Origin of the sequence: Burkholderia sp. BCC0506 (genome assembly GCF_902833145.1) — a bacterium.
GTDB lineage: Bacteria > Pseudomonadota > Gammaproteobacteria > Burkholderiales > Burkholderiaceae > Burkholderia.
Genome location: NZ_CADFEN010000005.1, coordinates 254,599 through 272,823 on the forward strand (window position 1 = coordinate 254,599; position 18,225 = coordinate 272,823).

14 protein-coding genes are annotated in these 18,225 nt (G+C 66.5%); 12 read left to right on the forward strand and 2 right to left on the reverse strand.

Annotated features, from left to right (window positions below):
- The first annotated feature begins 37 nt into the window (after positions 1-37).
- The 3 genes from HWX62_RS13710 (at position 38) to HWX62_RS13720 (ending at position 4,180) form a co-directional block, all read left to right on the forward strand.
- Positions 38-1,384, forward strand: a complete 1,347-nt coding sequence (locus HWX62_RS13710; protein ID WP_175929064.1) for an adenylosuccinate synthase — start codon at positions 38-40, stop codon at positions 1,382-1,384.
- A 7-nt stretch (positions 1,385-1,391) separates the two neighbouring features.
- Positions 1,392-1,988, forward strand: a complete 597-nt coding sequence (locus HWX62_RS13715; RefSeq protein WP_006485899.1) for a phosphoribosyltransferase — start codon at positions 1,392-1,394, stop codon at positions 1,986-1,988.
- 275 nt (positions 1,989-2,263) lie between these two features.
- On the forward strand, positions 2,264-4,180 hold the full coding sequence (locus tag HWX62_RS13720) for a potassium transporter Kup (protein WP_175929065.1): 1,917 nt from the start codon (positions 2,264-2,266) through the stop codon (positions 4,178-4,180).
- 114 nt (positions 4,181-4,294) lie between these two features.
- On the opposite strand, the gene HWX62_RS13725 is transcribed toward HWX62_RS13720, so the two are convergent.
- Positions 4,295-6,619: a Tex family protein gene (locus HWX62_RS13725; protein WP_175929066.1), complete on the reverse strand. Its 2,325-nt coding sequence runs from the start codon at positions 6,617-6,619 to the stop codon at positions 4,295-4,297.
- Between the two features lie 160 nt (positions 6,620-6,779).
- On the opposite strand from HWX62_RS13725, the gene HWX62_RS13730 reads away from it, so the two are divergent.
- The 3 genes from HWX62_RS13730 (at position 6,780) to HWX62_RS13740 (ending at position 10,120) form a co-directional block, all read left to right on the forward strand.
- Positions 6,780-7,529, forward strand: coding sequence for a hypothetical protein (locus HWX62_RS13730; protein ID WP_175929067.1), 750 nt, complete (start codon positions 6,780-6,782; stop codon positions 7,527-7,529).
- Between the two features lie 76 nt (positions 7,530-7,605).
- A complete protein-coding gene (locus HWX62_RS13735; RefSeq protein WP_006478692.1) occupies positions 7,606-7,821 on the forward strand; it encodes a YdcH family protein in 216 nt (71 codons plus the stop codon).
- 55 nt (positions 7,822-7,876) lie between these two features.
- Positions 7,877-10,120 (forward strand): ATP-dependent DNA helicase, encoded by a 2,244-nt coding sequence (locus HWX62_RS13740; RefSeq protein WP_175929068.1) that lies wholly within the window; start codon positions 7,877-7,879, stop codon positions 10,118-10,120.
- 123 nt (positions 10,121-10,243) lie between these two features.
- On the opposite strand, the gene HWX62_RS13745 is transcribed toward HWX62_RS13740, so the two are convergent.
- The gene (locus HWX62_RS13745; protein ID WP_034207426.1) at positions 10,244-11,068 is read right to left on the reverse strand and encodes an outer membrane protein assembly factor BamD; all 825 of its coding nucleotides are present in this window, start codon (positions 11,066-11,068) and stop codon (positions 10,244-10,246) included.
- Between the two features lie 41 nt (positions 11,069-11,109).
- Here HWX62_RS13745 and HWX62_RS13750 point away from each other — a divergent pair, with 41 nt between their 5' ends.
- The 6 genes from HWX62_RS13750 to phaR all read left to right on the forward strand — a co-directional run bounded on the left by HWX62_RS13750 (position 11,110) and on the right by phaR (position 18,213).
- Positions 11,110-12,318, forward strand: a complete 1,209-nt coding sequence (locus HWX62_RS13750) for an RluA family pseudouridine synthase (protein ID WP_175929069.1) — start codon at positions 11,110-11,112, stop codon at positions 12,316-12,318.
- Between the two features lie 6 nt (positions 12,319-12,324).
- A complete protein-coding gene (pgeF, locus tag HWX62_RS13755; RefSeq protein ID WP_175929070.1) occupies positions 12,325-13,164 on the forward strand; it encodes a peptidoglycan editing factor PgeF in 840 nt (279 codons plus the stop codon).
- A gap of 360 nt (positions 13,165-13,524) precedes the next feature.
- Positions 13,525-15,390 carry a class I poly(R)-hydroxyalkanoic acid synthase gene (phaC, locus tag HWX62_RS13760; protein ID WP_175929071.1) on the forward strand — a complete coding sequence of 622 codons (1,866 nt, stop codon included), beginning with the start codon at positions 13,525-13,527 and terminating at the stop codon, positions 15,388-15,390.
- A 99-nt stretch (positions 15,391-15,489) separates the two neighbouring features.
- The gene (locus HWX62_RS13765; protein ID WP_175929072.1) at positions 15,490-16,671 is read left to right on the forward strand and encodes an acetyl-CoA C-acetyltransferase; all 1,182 of its coding nucleotides are present in this window, start codon (positions 15,490-15,492) and stop codon (positions 16,669-16,671) included.
- Between the two features lie 115 nt (positions 16,672-16,786).
- Entirely contained in the window at positions 16,787-17,527 is a 741-nt protein-coding gene (locus HWX62_RS13770; protein ID WP_059451434.1) for a 3-ketoacyl-ACP reductase, read from the forward strand.
- Between the two features lie 119 nt (positions 17,528-17,646).
- Positions 17,647-18,213 carry a polyhydroxyalkanoate synthesis repressor PhaR gene (gene phaR / locus HWX62_RS13775; RefSeq protein ID WP_034186777.1) on the forward strand — a complete coding sequence of 189 codons (567 nt, stop codon included), beginning with the start codon at positions 17,647-17,649 and terminating at the stop codon, positions 18,211-18,213.
- Positions 18,214-18,225 lie beyond the last annotated feature (12 nt).

An 18,225-nucleotide genomic window follows, 5' to 3' on the forward strand; every position in this document is an offset into this window, starting at 1 on the left:
TAGGTAGAATACGTTTTTAACCAGCTAACGAATCAACATGTCTGCCAGCGCAGTGAACGTGACTCCCGGGCGCAACGTCGTCGTCGTGGGAACGCAATGGGGTGATGAAGGCAAGGGCAAGATCGTCGACTGGCTGACGGACCACGCTCAGGGCGTCGTGCGTTTCCAGGGCGGTCACAACGCCGGCCACACCCTCATCATCGGCGGCAAGAAGACGATCTTGCGCCTCATTCCGTCGGGCATCATGCGTGAAGGCGTCGCCTGCTACATCGGCAACGGCGTCGTCCTGTCCCCCGAAGCACTGTTCAAGGAAATCGGCGAGCTCGAAGAAGCCGGCGTGAACGTGCGCGACCGTCTGTTCATCTCCGAAGCCACGACGCTGATCCTGCCGTACCACATCGCGATCGACCAGGCGCGCGAAGCGCGCAAGGGCGCCGGCAAGATCGGTACGACCGGCCGCGGCATCGGCCCCGCATACGAAGACAAGGTTGGCCGCCGCGCGCTGCGCGTGCAGGACCTGTTTGACGCGAAGACCTTCGCCGATCGCCTGCGCGAGAACCTCGATTTCCACAACTTCGTGCTGACCCAGTACCTGGGCGGCGCGGCCGTCGATTTCCAGGCCACGCTCGACACGATGCTCGGCTATGCCGACCGCCTGAAGCCGATGGTGGCCGACGTGTCGCGCCGCCTGTACGACGCGAACAACGCGGGTCAGAACCTGCTGTTCGAAGGCGCGCAAGGCACGCTGCTCGACATCGACCACGGCACCTATCCGTTCGTCACGTCGAGCAACTGCGTCGCAGGTGCGGCGTCGGCGGGCGCGGGCGTCGGTCCGCAGAAGCTCAACTACATCCTCGGCATCACGAAGGCGTATTGCACGCGCGTCGGCTCGGGCCCGTTCCCGAGCGAGCTGTACGATGCGGACAACCCGCAGCGCCAGGACCAGGTCGGCGTCACGCTCGCGAACGTCGGCAAGGAATTCGGTTCGGTCACCGGCCGTCCGCGCCGCACCGGCTGGCTCGATGCGGCCGCACTGCGCCGCTCGATCCAGATCAACGGCGTGTCGGGCCTGTGCATGACGAAGCTCGACGTGCTCGACGGCCTCGACGAGGTCAAGCTGTGCGTCGGCTACAAAATCGACGGCAAGGACGTGGATATCCTGCCGCGCGGCGCAGCCGACGTGGCGCGTTGCGAGCCCGTATACGAAACGTTCTCCGGCTGGAAGGAAAGCACGGTCGGCATCAAGACGTGGGACGCGCTGCCGGCGAACGCGCAGGCGTACCTGGCCCGCGTCCAGGAAGTGGCTGGCGTGCCGGTCGACATGGTGTCGACGGGCCCGGACCGCGACGAAACGATCCTGCTCCGCCATCCGTTCAAGGTGTAATTTCCAGATGACGCAGCAAATCACGATGACGGCGGCAGACTTGATGACCGATCCGCGCAACGACGACAAGAACCTGTGGGTAGGCTGGGACGAGTATCACCGTCTGATCGAGCTGCTCGCGCTCCAGGTGCATGCCTCGGGCTGGAAGTTCGACCAGATCCTGTGCCTCGCGCGCGGCGGCCTGCGCGTCGGCGACCAGCTGTCGCGCATCTACGACGTGCCGCTCGCGATCCTCGCGACGAGTTCGTACCGGGAAGCAGCCGGCACGGAGCAGGGCGAGCTCGATATCGCGCAGTACATCACGATGACGCGCGGCAACCTGGCGGGCAACGTGCTGCTGGTCGACGATCTGGTCGATTCGGGCGTCACGCTCGCGCGCGTGCAGGAGCACCTGAAGGAGCGCTATCCGTCGGTGACGGCCGTGCGTTCGGCCGTGCTCTGGTACAAGGGTTGCTCGAAGGTCAAGCCGGACTATCACACGCAGTTCCTGCCGACGAATCCGTGGATTCATCAGCCGTTCGAGGAGTGGGACACGGTTCGCCCGCACAACCTCGAGGCATGGATCAAGCGCGGTCGCGCGCAGCGCGACGGTTCGGGCGCGTAAACGGCCGGCCGATCGACGGAAAGCCTTGCACGGCGCCGCTTGCGGCGCCGTTTTTCGTTGACGCGCCGGGTTGCGTCAGGCGGCGTGCCCTGCGGACCCGATAGGCAGGCAGCGCGGCCCCGGCTATGATGGCAGCCCTGCCACAGGTCGCGCCGGATTGCATGCGTAGCGTGGATCACGTGGCTCCGCGGCAACACGGCAGGGCGGCGTTTCACGGGGGCGCGAGTAGAATAGCGCTCGTTTTGTCCGACCCGGACCCGATTATTACGCTTCATATGAACGACACGACTCACGCGACCGACGCCGCACACTCGCCGCATTCGACGCAACAACACTCGATGCGGGCGCTAGCGATAGCAGCCATCGGCGTCGTGTTCGGCGACATCGGCACCAGCCCGCTGTATTCGCTCAAGGAGGCGTTCAGCCCGGCGCACGGCATTCCGCTGACCGAGGGGTCGATTCTCGGGGTGATTTCGCTGCTGTTCTGGGCCATCGTGCTGGTGGTCGGCGTCAAATACCTGCTGTTCGTGATGCGGGCGGACAACAATGGCGAAGGCGGCGTGCTGGCGCTGATGGCGCTGTCGCTGCGGCCGCTCGATTCCAAGACCCGTGTCGCGGGCGCGCTGATGGCGCTCGGGATATTCGGCGCATGCATGTTCTACGGGGACGCGGTGATCACGCCGGCGATCTCCGTGATGTCGGCCGTCGAAGGTCTCGAGATCGCGACACCGCATCTGTCCCATCTCGTGCTGCCGATCACGATCGTGATCCTGATCGCGCTGTTCTGGATCCAGCGGCACGGTACCGCGCTGGTCGGCAAGCTGTTCGGCCCGATCATGGTGCTGTGGTTCGTCGTGATCGCGGCGCTGGGCGTGTACCACATCGTTCGCGTGCCGGGCATCATCGCGGCGGTCAATCCGTATTACGCGGCGTCGTTCATGGCCGACCACCTGTTGCAGGCCTATGTCGTGCTCGGCTCGGTCGTGCTGGTGCTGACCGGCGCGGAAGCGCTCTACGCGGACATGGGCCACTTCGGTGCAAAGCCGATCCGGTACGCGGCGTACGGGCTCGTGATGCCGTCCCTCGTGCTGAACTACTTCGGCCAGGGCGCGCTGCTGATCCAGAATCCGAAGGCGATCGAGAACCCGTTCTTTCTGCTGGCGCCCGAATGGGGGCTGCTGCCGCTCGTGGTGCTGTCGACGGTCGCGACCGTGATCGCGTCGCAGGCCGTGATCTCGGGCGCGTACTCGCTGACGTCGCAGGCGATCCAGCTCGGCTACGTGCCGCGCATGAAGGTGCTGCATACGTCCGAGCTCGCGATCGGCCAGATCTACGTGCCGGTCGTGAACTGGCTGCTGCTGTTCGTGATCCTCTGTATCGTCGTCGGTTTCAAGAGCTCGGACAATCTCGCGGCTGCGTACGGTATCGCGGTGACGGCGACCATGGTGATCACGACCGTGCTCGCGTGCGTCGTGATGGTGAAAGTGTGGAACTGGAACCGGCTGCTGGTCGGCGCGATCATCACGGTGTTTCTCGCGATCGATCTCGGCTTTTTCGGCGCGAACCTGCTGAAGGTCGCGCAGGGCGGCTGGCTGCCGCTCGGCATCGGCGCGCTGCTGTTCTTCCTGCTGATGACCTGGTACAAGGGGCGGCATATCGTCAAGGAGCGCACGGCGGCCGACGGTATTCCGCTCGAGCCGTTCCTGCAGGGGCTCCTCGCGCATCCGCCGCACCGTGTGTCGGGCACCGCGATCTACCTGACCGGCAACGACAAGCTCGTGCCCGTCAGCCTGCTGCACAACCTGAAGCACAACAAGGTGCTGCACGAGCGGACCATTTTCCTGACGTTCGTCACGCGCGACATTCCGTACGTGCGCGACGACAAGCGCCAGACCGCGCGCGATGCGGGCGGCGGGCTGTACATCGTCAAGGCCGAGTACGGCTTCAACGAGACGCCGGACGTGAAGGCCGTGCTCGAGGAATTCGGCCGGACCCACGACATGACGTTCGAGCTGATGGACACGTCGTTCTTCCTTGCACGCGAAACGGTCGTGCCGACGCATCTGCCGGGCATGTCGATCTGGCGCGAGCGCGTATTCGCGTGGATGCACCAGAACGCCGCGAAACCCACCGATTTCTTCGCGATTCCGGCGAACCGCGTCGTCGAGCTCGGGACCAAGATCGAGATCTGACCGGCGCGGTGAGGCCGCGCATGCGGCCCATGCCGAGCAAGCCGCCCGGTTTGCCGAAGCGATAAAAAACCCGCCATCCGGCGGGTTTTTTCGTGCATCGACGCTTTCGCGTACTCAGCGCTTGAGCTTCGCGAATGCCGCGGCCATCGCGCCGGCCGGTTCCGGCTCGCGCGAACGCGGCGGGCGGGCCGCGCCGCGCCCCGCGTTGCCGCGGTCCTGGCCGCCGCGCGACGACAGGCCGGGCGCTGCCGCGTCGTCGTCGAGGCGCATCGTCAGCGAAATGCGCTGGCGCTTCACGTCGACGTCGAGCACCTTCACCTTGACGACCTGGCCGGCCTTCACGACTTCGTGCGGGTCCTTGATGAACTTCGTCGACATCGCGGACACGTGGACGAGGCCGTCCTGGTGCACGCCGATATCCACGAACGCGCCGAACGCGGCGACGTTCGTCACGACGCCTTCGAGCGTCATGCCCGGCACGAGATCCGAGACCTTCTCGACGCCTTCGCGGAACGTGGCCGTCTTGAATTCCGGACGCGGATCGCGGCCCGGCTTCTCCAGTTCGGCCAGGATGTCGCGCACGGTCGGCAGGCCGAAACGTTCGTCGACAAATTCGGCCGGCGACAGGCCCGCCAGCGCTTCGCGGTTGCCGAGCACGTCGTCGATGCGCTTGTTGATCTTCGCGAGTATCCGCTCGACGACCGGGTACGCTTCCGGGTGCACCGACGAACGGTCGAGCGGGTTCTCGCCGCCGTTGATGCGCAGGAAGCCGGCGGCTTGCTCGAAGGTCTTGTCGCCCAGGCGCGGCACCTTGCGCAGGTGCTCGCGCGACGGGAACGGGCCGTTCGCATCGCGATAGTCGACGATGTTGCGCGCGAGCGTCGCGTTCAGGCCCGATACACGGGCGAGCAGCGGGGCCGACGCGGTATTTGCATCGACGCCGACGGCGTTCACGCAATCCTCGACGACCGCGTCGAGCGAGCGGGCGAGTTCGCGCTGATTCACGTCGTGCTGGTACTGGCCGACGCCGATCGCCTTCGGTTCGATCTTCACGAGCTCGGCGAGCGGGTCCTGCAGGCGGCGGGCGATCGACACGGCGCCGCGCAGCGACACGTCGAGTTCCGGGAATTCCTTTGCGGCGAGCTCGGACGCCGAGTACACCGACGCGCCGGCTTCCGACACGACGATCTTCTGCAGGCGCAGCTCCGGATGCTTCGCGATCAGTTCGCTCGCGAGCTTGTCGGTTTCGCGCGACGCGGTGCCGTTGCCGATGCTGATCAGCTCGGCCTGCGTTTGCGCCGCGATGCGCGCGAGTTTCGCGATCGAGCCGTCCCAGTCGCGGCGCGGCTCGTGCGGGTAGATCGTGTCGGTCGCCAGCACCTTGCCGGTGCGGTCGACGACCGCGACCTTCACGCCGGTGCGCAGGCCCGGGTCGAGGCCGATCACGGCCTTCGGGCCGGCCGGCGCGGCCAGCAGCAGGTCGTTCAGGTTACGCGCGAACACGCGGATCGCTTCGGTTTCGGCCGTTTCGCGCAGCTGCGTGAGCAGCTCGTTTTCGATATGCGGCTGCACCTTCACGCGCCAGCACCAGCGGCAGACGTCGGACAGCCATTTGTCGGCCGGGCGATTCTGGTTCGCGATGCCGAAATGGCGCGCGATCATCGCCTCGCCGGGATGCGGCACCTGCGCGTCGAGCTCTTCGCCGAGGCCGAGCTTGATCGTCAGCACGCCCGCGTTGCGGCCGCGGAACAGCGCGAGCGCGCGGTGCGACGGCACGGTCTTGATCGTTTCCGCGTAGTCGTAATAGTCGCGGAACTTCTCGCCTTCCTCGTTTTCCTTGCCTTCGACGACGGCCGACGACACGACGCCCTGGTTGTGCAGGTAGTCGCGCAGCTTGCCGAGCAGTTCCGCCGTCTCGCCGAACTGTTCGGACAGGATGTCGCGCGCGCCGTCGAGCGCGGCCTTCACGTCGGCGACGCCCTTGTCGGCGTCGACATACGCGGCCGCCTCGGCCTGCGGGTCGAGCATCGGGTTCGCGAGCAGCGCCTGCGCGAGCGGCTCGAGGCCGGCCTCGCGGGCGATTTGCGCACGCGTGCGGCGCTTCGGCTTGTACGGCAGATAAAGGTCTTCGAGCACCTGCTTGCTGTCGGCCGCGTCGATCGCGGCACGCAGTTCGTCGGTCAGCTTGCCCTGTTCGTCGATGCTCGACAGGATCGCGGCGCGGCGATCCTCGAGCTCACGCAGGTACAGGAGGCGTTCCTCGAGCTGGCGCAACTGCGTGTCGTCCAGGTTGCCGGTCACTTCCTTGCGGTACCGGGCAATGAACGGAACGGTCGAGCCTTCGTCGAGGAGTTGCACGGCCGCCGCGACCTGGCGCGGCTGGACGGACAGTTCGGTGGCGATGCGCTGTACGATCTTGAGTGCTACGGTTTCCGTCATGTCGTGGATGGTCTGCCTGCTGAAATCGCGGCGCGGGCCGGCAAGCCCGAAGCGGCGGGCTGCCTGGCGGGCCCGGCGGGCCAGAGGCCGCGGGTGAATGGAGCGGGGCATTTTGCCATAAATGGCGGAGCGTCCAGCCGGGGGTGATAGAATTTGACACATGTCCCGCAGCTTTCCTACGACGTTGCCAACTTCCCGCATTTCTCTCGTCGCGCTCGGCGCAGCGCTCGCCGCGGCTTTGTCTGCCGGGCCTTCCGGCGCCTTCGCGCAGGCCGCTGGCGCCAGCGCGCCGGACCCCGTCGCATCCGCGCCCGTTGCCGCCTCCGCCGCCCCGGATTTCGACGCCCGTCAAAAAGTGCTCAATCAACGCTCCGCGGAAAACGATTATCGTTATGCGGTGGCGGAGCACGATTGCTACAGCACATTCTTCGTCAATCACTGTCTCGGCAAGGCGCGCGACCGGATGCGCGAGGAACGGGCGAGCATTCGCCAGGAGCAGCTTGCGCTCAACGACGAGCAGCGCGCGGTGCGGGCGCAGCAGCGCGACCAGCAGCAGGCGCTGAAGCAGGCCCAGAATGCGGCGGAAGCGCCGCAGCGGGCCGCGAACGAGGCGGCGAACGCGGCTGCATTCCGCGACAAGCAGGAGCAGAATGCACTGAAGCAGGCGCAGCGCGGCGCGGAAGGGCCGCAACGCGCGGCGAACAAGCAGGCGTACGACCAGAAGCAGGCGGATTTCCAGCGCAAGCTCGATCAGGCGCACCAGCAGGCAGCGCAGAAGGCGCAGGAACGGGCGGAGAACGCCGCGCGCTACGAGCAGAAGCAGAAGGAAGCCGCACAGCACAAGGCCGACGTCGAGCGGCGCCAGCAGGAAGCGGCCGAGAAGGCCAGGCAGCAACAGCAGGGGCAGTAACGTGTTGAATTGATCGGGATCAGTCTCGGGCGCGTCGGCACGCCAGCTGCCGCGCTGCTTCGATGAGGAGGCAACTATGCAAAACCGTCACACGGAACAGCAGCAGGAATTGCACAACCGTTTGGCTGCATTGCAGGAGCAGCACCAGCAGCTCGCTCGGGAGATCGAGCTGAAGGAAGGACACTCCGACATCGACGACATCACGCTGCACCGGCTGAAGAAGGAAAAGCTGGCGGCCAAGGACAAAATCATTTTGCTGCAATCGCAGCTCGAACCGGATAAGCGCGCCTGAGCGCGGCCTGGCAAGCGCCGGCGCCGCCCGGGCGCTGGACACAGGAACGCTTGCCTTGAATTCACCGCTTGAAGCCACCCCCGATGCCCGGCGCGACACGACGTCCGCCGGGCGCGCTCGTGCGCCCGAAGGCACCTTCGAGCTGAGCCGCAAGCGCGTCGACGAACTCGACACGATCTTCGGCGAAGGCGGGTTGCTGGCGCGCGCGCTCGACGGCTATCGTCCGCGTACGTCGCAGATCGAGATGGCGCGTGCGGTCGCGTCCGCGATGGAGGCGTCCGCGCGCCGGATGCCCGATCCCGAGATCTTCGAAACCCGCAAGCGCCCGGCGCGCCGCCTCGGCGACGGCGACACGGCGGCCGGGCCGGCAGCGGACGCCGCCGCGGCAGCCGAATCGGACGACGCAGGCGACAACACGCTGATCGTCGAAGCCGGAACCGGCACCGGCAAGACCTACGCGTATCTCGTGCCCGCGATGCTGTGGGGCGGCAAGGTGATCGTGTCGACCGGCACGAAGCACCTGCAGGACCAGTTGTTCCTGCGCGACATCCCGACCGTGCGCAACGCGCTCGCGGTGCCGGTGTCGGTCGCGATGCTCAAGGGCCGCGCCAACTACCTGTGCCACTACTACCTGCAACGCACGGCCGACAACGGCCGGCTGCCGTCGCGGCAGGACACCGCGTATCTGCAGGAAATCGTCCGCTTCGCGAAGATCACGAAGAGCGGCGACAAGGCTGAACTCGCGAGCGTGCCGGAAAACGCGCCCGTATGGTCGATGGTCACGTCGACGCGCGACAACTGCCTCGGCCAGGAATGCCCGCACTACAAGGAATGCTTCGTGATGCAGGCGCGGCGTGAGGCCCAGCAGGCCGACGTCGTCGTCGTCAACCATCACCTGTTCTTCGCGGACATCATGTTGCGCGACACGGGGATGGCCGAGCTGCTGCCGAATGCGAACACGATCATCTTCGACGAAGCGCACCAGTTGCCGGAGACGGCGACGCTGTTTTTCGGCGAGACGCTGTCGACGACGCAGATCCTCGAGCTCGCGCGCGACACGGTCGCCGAAGGCCTGAGCCATGCGCGCGACGCGGTCGAATGGGTGAAGCTCGGCGGCGATCTCGAGCGCGCGGCGCGCGACCTGCGCCTCGCGTTCGCGGATGGCCAGATCGTGCGCATGTCGCTGGCGCAGCTCGGCGACGATCATCCGATGTTCGGTGCACTCGACGCGCTCGACGCGGCGCTCGATGCGCTCGCTTCGGCGCTCGCGAGCCAGGCTGAACGCGCGGAATCGCTCGGCGCGTGCCTGCGGCGCGCCCGCGAGTTGCAGGACCTGCTGGCCGGCTGGGTCGCGCCCGGCGCGGCGGAAGCGGCCGCGCAGGCCGATGCGGCGGCCGGCGAGAACGCGGCAACCGATGGCGATCCGAACGAGAAGGTGCGCTGGGTCGAGGTGTTCGCGCATACCGTCCAGCTGCATGAAACGCCGCTGTCGGTCGCGCCGATTTTCGCGAAGCAGCGTGCGGGTGTGCCGCGTGCGTGGGTGTTCACGTCGGCCACGTTGTCGGTGCGCGGCGATTTCACGCACTACGCGGCGCAGATGGGCCTCAGCTCGCGCCGCTCGATGACGCTTGCCAGCCCGTTCGATTACCAGTCGCAAGGGCTGCTGTACGTGCCGCGCAACCTGCCGCAACCGTCTTCGCCGGCGTTTACCGATGCCGTCTTCGATGCCGCGCTGCCGGCGATCGAGGCGTCCGGCGGTGGCGTGTTCATGCTGTGCACGACGCTGCGCGCGGTCGACCGGATCGCCTCGAAGCTGCGCGACGTGATCGAATCGCGCGGCTGGAACATGCCGCTGCTCGTGCAGGGCGACGCAAGCCGCACCGAACTGCTCGACCGCTTCCGCGCGTACGGCAATGCGATCCTGGTCGGCAGCCAGAGCTTCTGGGAAGGCGTCGACGTGCGCGGCGATGCGCTGTCGCTGGTCGTGATCGACAAGCTGCCGTTCGCGCCGCCGGACGATCCGGTGCTGGCCGCGCGGCTCGATGCGCTGACGAAGAAGGGGCTGAGCCCGTTCGCCGTGCATCAACTGCCGCAGGCCGTGATCACGCTGAAGCAGGGCGCCGGCCGGCTGATTCGTGCGGAGACGGATCGCGGCGTGCTGATGATCTGCGACACGCGGCTGGTCGACAAACCGTACGGGCGCCGGATCTGGCAAAGCCTGCCGCCGTTCAAGCGCACGCGCGAGATCGCGGTCGTGCAGGATTTCTTCGACGAGCACCGCTCGGACAAGCGCACGTGACCGCACGGGCGGCGCTGGCCGCTTGAGCGCCCCGGCGCCGCCCGAATGCGGGGCCAATAAAAAACCCGGCTCGATGGCCGGGTTTTTTTGCGTGCGCAACGGGGCGTTACATCGCGCCGTGCTTCAGAACTGCCACCACGACTTCTTCGCGCCGGGGCGGGCATGGCCCGTCACGTACGGGCTGTCGGGGAACGTGCCCGCGAGCACGCGCTTGGTGTCCTCGGCGAGTTCAGGCTGGTTCAGCTTGCCGTACGACAGGATCATGATGTGCAGTGCATCCTCGATCGCCGGCGCGCCCTTGTAGTCCTTGATCGCGAGCTGCGCGCGGTTGATGGCCGCGACATAGGCGCCACGGCGGTAGTAGTAGTCGGCCGCGTGCACTTCGTGCGACGCGAGCGCGTTGACGATGTAGCGCATCCGCGCGGCCGCATCGGGCGCGTACTTGCTCTTCGGGAAGCGATCGACGACGACCTTGAACGCATCGTACGATTCGCGCAGTGCCTGCGGGTCGCGCTCGCTCATGTCCTGGCCGGAGAAGCGCCCGAACAGGCCGAGATCGTCGTTGAAGTGGATCATCCCCTTCAGGTAGTACGCGTACGGGATATCCGGATGATCGGGGTGGAGCTGGATGAAGCGATCGACGGCCTGGTCGGCCGCTGCCGCTTCGTTGTCCTTCCAGTTGCAGTACGCAACGTTGATCTGCGCCTGCTGCGCGAAATGGCCGAACGGATCGCGGCCTTGCAGCGATTCGAAATATTTCGCGCACTTGCCCCAGTCGCCGCCGGACAGTGCGTCCTGGGCCTCTGAGTATAATTTGTTGTTCGACCAGGTAGCCGTCTCGTCCTGCTTCTGCGGCAAGCCGTGGCAGCCGGCGATGAGGGCCGCGGCCGCTACCGCCGCAGCCCGGGCGGCGACGGTTCTGGCCGTGCGTTTGGTCGAATTCATCATGCTCGCATGTCCTAGCTTCAAGTCTCGGTGACCCAGTCTAAATGACCCGTTCAAGTTCGCAGAATGCCCAGCCGGGCACACCAAATCGCGAAGATTATAGCCCAAGCGATCGGCCCGCCGACGCTGCGTCGGGGGATTCCCTCGATGACGATCTGACCGGCGATGCCATGCCGCCGCCCGTCGTGCCGTCCGTGGCGGGCGACGACGCGCCGCGCATCGTCGAAGTGCCGCTGTCGCTCGCCGGCGAACGGCTCGACAAGGCGCTTGCCCAACTGTTCCCCGAATTCTCGCGCAGCCGCCTGCAGAGCTGGATCGAGGCGCAGCGCGTGCTCGTCGACGGCGCGCCGGCGAAGATCCGCCAGCCGGTGCCGCTCGGCGCGAAGATCGAGCTCGTGCCCGATCTGCTGCCCGAGCAGCTCGCGTTCACGCCGGAGCCCGTGCCGCTCGACGTGATCTACGAGGACGACGCGCTCGTCGTCATCAACAAGCCGGCCGGCCTCGTCGTGCATCCGGCCGCCGGCAACTGGAGCGGCACGATCCTCAACGGTCTGCTGCATCGCTACGGCGACGCCGCGGCCGGCCTGCCGCGCGCGGGAATCGTCCACCGGCTCGACAAGGAAACCTCCGGCCTGATGGTGGTCGCGCGCACGCTGGCCGCGCAGACGGACCTCGTGCGCCAGCTGCAGGCGCGCACGGTCAAGCGCCGCTATTTCGCGCTGGTGTGGGGCACGATGCCCGAGGAAGGCACGATCGACGCGCCGATCGGCCGCGACCCGCGCGAGCGCACGCGCATGGCCGTCGTCACGGGCGCGTCGGGCAAGCCCGCGCGCACGCATTTCCGCACGGTTGACACATGCCTGTGGCAACGTCAGCCGGTGTCGGCGATTCAGTGCGATCTCGAAACCGGCCGCACGCACCAGATCCGCGTGCATTGCGCGCATGCCGGGCATCCGCTGCTCGGCGATCCGGTCTACGGGCGCGCGCGCGGCAAGCGCTCGGTCACGCCGCTGCCGGACGGGTTCGCGCGACAGGCGCTGCATGCGTGGCGGCTCGGCCTCGTGCATCCGGTCACGGGCAAGGCGATGCAGTGGCGCTGCCCGCTGCCGGACGACATGAACGCACTGGTCGCGGCGCTCGGTTTCGGGCAGGGCGACGAGGAATTCGACGACGACGACGGTGTCTACGACGATGACGATTTCGGCGGCGAGTATCACGACGACGAGCCGTACCTGGACGATGAGGAGGAGTGAGTGCCGATGACGAACCTGGCGCCGTTGACGTGGCAGGACTGCGTGCAGCCCGACTGGCAGGTGTCGCCGCGCGTGCGCGCGCTGGTCACGACGCGCAACGGCGGTGTGAGCGAAGGCCCGTACGGGCGCTGGGAGGGCGGCGCGGCGCTGCCGGGCGGGATGAATCTCGGCCTGCATACCGGGGACGATCCCGACCATGTCGCCGTCAATCGCGCGCGCCTGCTGGCCCTTGCCGGCCAGTCGAGCGCCGCATGGCTCGAGCAGGTTCACGGCGCGCAGATCGTGCAGGCGGACGAAGTGATCGCCGCGGCGCCGGCTGCCACGGCACCGGTGCGGGCCGACGCGAGCGTCACGAACCGGGCCGGTGCCGTGTGCGTCGTGATGGTGGCCGATTGCCTGCCCGTGCTGCTGTGCGACGCGCAGGGCCGCGCGGTCGGCGCCGCGCATGCGGGCTGGCGCGGGCTCGCGGCCGGTATCGTCGAGCAGACGGCCGCGCGTGTCGCGGCGCTCGCGGGCGGCGCGACGGATACGCTGCATGCCTATCTCGGGCCGGCGATCGGCCCGCAGGCGTTCGAGGTGGGCGCCGACGTGCGCGATGCGTTTCTCGACACGGCTGCGCAGTCGGAGCATGATGAAACCCGTCATGCGTTCGTCGCGATCGATGGCGCGCCCGGCAAGTTTCTTGCCGATCTCTACGCGCTCGCGCGCCTGCGACTCGCGCGTGCGGGCGTGACGCACGTGAGCGGCGGCACGGCCTGCACGGTTGCCGAACGCGCGCGTTTCTATTCGTTCCGGCGCGACCGCGTGACGGGTCGCATGGCCGCGGCAATCTGGCTGGCCGATTGATCGCATGTGCATGCGCGCCGGTTTTGTTGCGTCGCGAAATCGGGTTATCTCGATATTGACGCGGCAATGCGGCGTTGCATGCGCGACTGAATGGAAAATCCGGACGTCAAGTCGAACAAAATGTTTTATGTTTCGCCGGAACCCTTGTCCCGTCTGTTGTGCGCGGATTATCTCCGTGCAGAAATGTTCAGTGGTTTGACCGGGCGCTTCACATGGGGAAAACGATAATGATAAAAATACCGCACTGCGGCAGAATCTGGAGACGCCTCTCCAGAGCATGACGGCCCGGCTCGCAGCCGGCACGCCGCGCGCGAGCAGGATTTCACGATTGACGCTCACGAATCACCGGTAAGGCAGGTAATGACAGCATCGAAAAATTCGTCGACGTCCGCGCAAGCGGGCACTTCCGCGGGCAGCACCGGTTTCGATCCGGCCGCCCAGCCGATGCAGCAGATGTTCGAGTCGTGGTTGAATGCGTGGCGTGGTTTTGCGGATCCGGCGCGCGCCGCGACGGCATCGGCCACCGTCAATCCGTTCGCGACATTCCAGTTTCCGGCGTCGTTTCCGTTCCAGATGCCGTCGATGCCCGACCTCGGCGCGATGGCCTCGCCGTTCGCGGGGCTGAAGCTGCCCGTTGCGGCGATTCCGCCCGAACGGCTCCAGGCATTGCAGGCCGACTACACGCGCGACTGCATGACGCTGATGCAGCAGGCGGCCGCCGCGAAGCTCGAATCGCCGGAGCTGAAAGACCGCCGCTTCAGCGGCGACGCATGGAAGGCGTCGCCCGCGCACGCCTTCGCGGCCGCGTGGTATCTGCTCAACGCGCGCTATCTGCAGGAACTCGCCGACGCGCTTCAGACCGATCCGAAGACGCGCGAGCGCATCCGTTTCACGGTCCAGCAATGGACGGCCGCCGCCGCGCCGAGCAACTTCCTCGCGCTCAATCCCGATGCACAGAAATCGATCCTCGAGACGCAGGGCGAAAGCCTGCGGCAGGGGATGATGAACCTGCTCGGCGACCTGCAGCGCGGCAAGATTTCGCAGACCGACGAATCGCAGTTCGTGGTCGGCAAGAACCTCGGGTGTACCGAAGGCGCGGTCGTGTACGAGAACGACCTGATCCAGCTGATCCAGTACACGCCGAAGACGGACAAGGTGTTCGAGCGGCCGCTCTTGATCGTCCCGCCGTGCATCAACAAGTTCTACATCCTCGACCTGCAACCCGAGAATTCGCTCGTCGCGCACGCGCTGTCGAACGGTCATCAGGTGTTCCTCGTGTCGTGGCGCAACGCGGATGCATCGGTCGCGCACAAGACGTGGGACGACTACATGAACGAAGGGCTGCTCGCGGCGATCGACGCGGTGCAGCAGATCAGCGGCCGCGAGCAGATCAACACGCTGGGCTTTTGCGTCGGCGGCACGATGCTCGCGACCGCGCTGGCGGTGCTCGCCGCGCGCGGCGAGCACCCGGCCGCGTCGATGACGCTGCTCACCGCGATGCTGGACTTCACCGACACGGGCATTCTCGACGTATTCGTCGACGAGGCGCACGTGCAGATGCGCGAGCAGACCATCGGCGGCAAGAACGGTGCGCAGCCGGGGCTGATGCGCGGCGTCGAGTTCGCGAACACGTTCTCGTTCCTGCGGCCGAACGATCTCGTGTGGAACTACGTCGTCGACAACTACCTGAAGGGCCGCACGCCGGCGCCGTTCGACCTGTTGTACTGGAACAGCGATTCGACGAGCCTGCCGGGCCCGATGTACGCGTGGTACCTGCGCCATACCTATCTCGAGAACAAGCTGCGCGAGCCGGGTGCGCTGACGGTATGCGGCGAATCGGTCGACCTGTCGCTGATCGACGTGCCGACCTTCATCTACGGTTCGCGCGAGGATCACATCGTGCCGTGGCAGACGGCCTATGCATCGACGTCGATCCTGTCGGGCCCGCTGAAGTTCGTGCTGGGTGCGTCGGGGCACATCGCGGGCGTGATCAATCCGCCGGCGAAGAAGAAGCGCAGTTACTGGGTCAACGACGGCGACCTGCCCGAATCGGCGGACGACTGGTTTGCCGGAGCGACCGAGGAGCCGGGAAGCTGGTGGACGACGTGGGTCGAGTGGCTCGACGCGTACGGCGGCCGCAAGGTCGCGCCGCCGGCCCGGCCGGGTTCCGCGCAGTTCCCGGTGATCGAGCCGGCGCCGGGGCGTTACGTGTTGCAGCGCGATTGACGAAAACCGGACAGCGGCGCACGCTGTCCGGTGCACCGCAGTTTTTTTAACAGGGCCGGTAACGATGCGCCGTGTCGTGCGGGCCTGGAGGAAAGGGAAATGACGGATGTAGTGATCGTATCGGCCGCGCGCACCGCGGTCGGCAAATTCGGCGGCTCGCTGGCGAAGATTGCGGCGCCCGAACTGGGCGCGACGGTGATCCGCGCAGTGCTGGAGCGAGCGGGCGTGAAGCCCGAGCAGGTCAGCGAAGTGATCATGGGCCAGGTGCTGACGGCCGGCTCCGGGCAGAACCCGGCGCGGCAGTCGCTGATCAAGGCGGGGCTGCCGAACGCCGTGCCGGGCATGACGATCAACAAGGTGTGCGGCTCGGGCCTGAAGGCCGTGATGCTGGCGGCGAACGCGATCGTCGCGGGCGACGCGGAGATCGTGATCGCCGGCGGCCAGGAGAACATGAGCGCGGCGCCGCACGTGCTGCCGGGCTCGCGCGACGGCTTCCGGATGGGCGACGCGAAGCTGGTCGACACGATGATCGTCGACGGCCTGTGGGACGTGTACAACCAGTACCACATGGGCATCACGGCGGAGAACGTCGCGAAGGAATACGGGATCACGCGCGAAGAGCAGGACGCGTTCGCGGCGCTGTCGCAGAACAAGGCGGAAGCCGCGCAGAAGGCGGGCCGTTTCGACGACGAGATCGTGCCGGTGTCGATTCCGCAGCGCAAGGGCGAGCCGCTGCAGTTCGCGACCGACGAGTTCGTGCGCCACGGCGTGACGGCGGAATCGCTCGCGGGGCTGAAGCCGGCGTTCGCGAAGGACGGCTCGGTGACGGCGGCGAACGCGTCGGGGCTGAACGACGGCGCGGCGGCGGTGCTGGTGATGTCGGCGCAGAAGGCGGCGGCGCTGGGCCTGACGCCGCTGGCGCGGATCAAGGCGTACGCGAACGCGGGCGTGGATCCGAGCGTGATGGGCATGGGTCCGGTGCCGGCGTCGCGCCGCGCGCTGGAGCGTGCGGGCTGGACGCCGGGCGACCTGGACCTGATGGAGATCAACGAAGCGTTCGCGGCGCAGGCGCTGGCGGTGCACAAGCAGATGGGCTGGGACACGTCGAAGGTGAACGTGAACGGCGGGGCGATCGCGATCGGCCACCCGATCGGCGCGTCGGGCTGCCGGATCCTGGTGACGCTGCTGCACGAGATGGTCAAGCGCGATGCGAAGCGCGGGCTGGCGTCGCTGTGCATCGGCGGCGGGATGGGCGTCGCGCTCGCGGTCGAGCGTCCGTAACCGGACGTTCATCGCCACAGCAATCCGTGCGCCGGCCGATTGCGGCTTCGGCCGGCGTCGCGTGAAGTCAGAGGGGGCTCCGGCAGCTCTCGAAACCAAAAATGGAGTGAGATTTATGTCTCAGCGAATTGCGTACGTAACGGGCGGGATGGGCGGCATCGGCACCAGCATCTGCCAGCGTCTGTCGAAAGACGGCTTCAAGGTGGTCGCAGGCTGCGGCCCGAACTCGCCGCGCCGCGTGAAGTGGCTCGAGGAACAGAAGGCGCTCGGCTACGATTTCATCGCGTCGGAAGGCAACGTCGGCGACTGGGACTCGACCAAGGCAGCGTTCGACAAGGTCAAGGCGGAAGTCGGCGAGATCGACGTGCTGGTCAACAACGCGGGCATCACGCGCGACGTCGTGTTCCGCAAGATGACGCACGAAGACTGGACCGCCGTGATCGATACCAACCTGACGAGCCTGTTCAACGTGACGAAGCAGGTGATCGACGGGATGGTCGAGCGCGGCTGGGGCCGCATCATCAACATTTCGTCGGTGAACGGCCAGAAAGGGCAATTCGGCCAGACGAACTACTCGACCGCGAAGGCGGGCATCCACGGCTTTACGATGGCGCTCGCGCAGGAAGTCGCAACGAAGGGCGTGACGGTCAACACCGTGTCGCCCGGCTACATCGGCACCGACATGGTGAAGGCGATCCGTCCGGACGTGCTCGAGAAGATCGTCGCGACGATTCCGGTGCGACGTCTCGGCGCGCCGGAGGAAATCGGCTCGATCGTCGCGTGGCTTGCGTCGAACGATTCCGGCTTCGCGACGGGCGCCGACTTCTCGCTGAACGGCGGCCTGCACATGGGCTGAGCGCCCGGGCTGCGCGGGCCGGCTGGCCGCGCAGCCGGGCGTTTTCCGAAGGCCCCCGCCTCCCGGATTCGGGCGGCGGGGATTCGTCACTTGCGCTACGCTGCACTCAAAGGCGTTACATGACTACTACAAAGAAGACGGCCGAACGGCTCATCAAGAAGTACCCGAACCGCCGGCTCTACGATACCGAGACAAGCACGTACATCACGCTTACCGACGTGAAGCAGCTCGTGCTGGAACAGGAGGATTTCAAGGTCGTCGACGCGAAATCCAACGAAGACCTGACGCGCAGCATCCTCCTTCAGATCATCCTCGAAGAGGAAAGCGGTGGCGTGCCGATGTTCTCGTCGTCGATGCTGTCGCAGATCATCCGTTTCTACGGCCATGCGATGCAGGGCATGATGGGCACGTACCTGGAAAAGAACATCCAGGCGTTCATCGACATCCAGAACAAGCTCGCGGATCAGTCGAAGAACCTGTACGACACGAACGCGATGAATCCGGAAGTCTGGTCGCAGTTCATGAACATGCAGGCGCCGATGATGCAAGGGATGATGACGAGCTACATCGAGCAGTCGAAGAACATGTTCGTGCAGATGCAGGAGCAGATGCAGAACCAGGCGAAGTCGATGTTCAGCACGTTCCCGTTCAAGCAGCCGGGCGCATCGGAGCCCGAAAAGAAGTAACGCTTTCGCGGC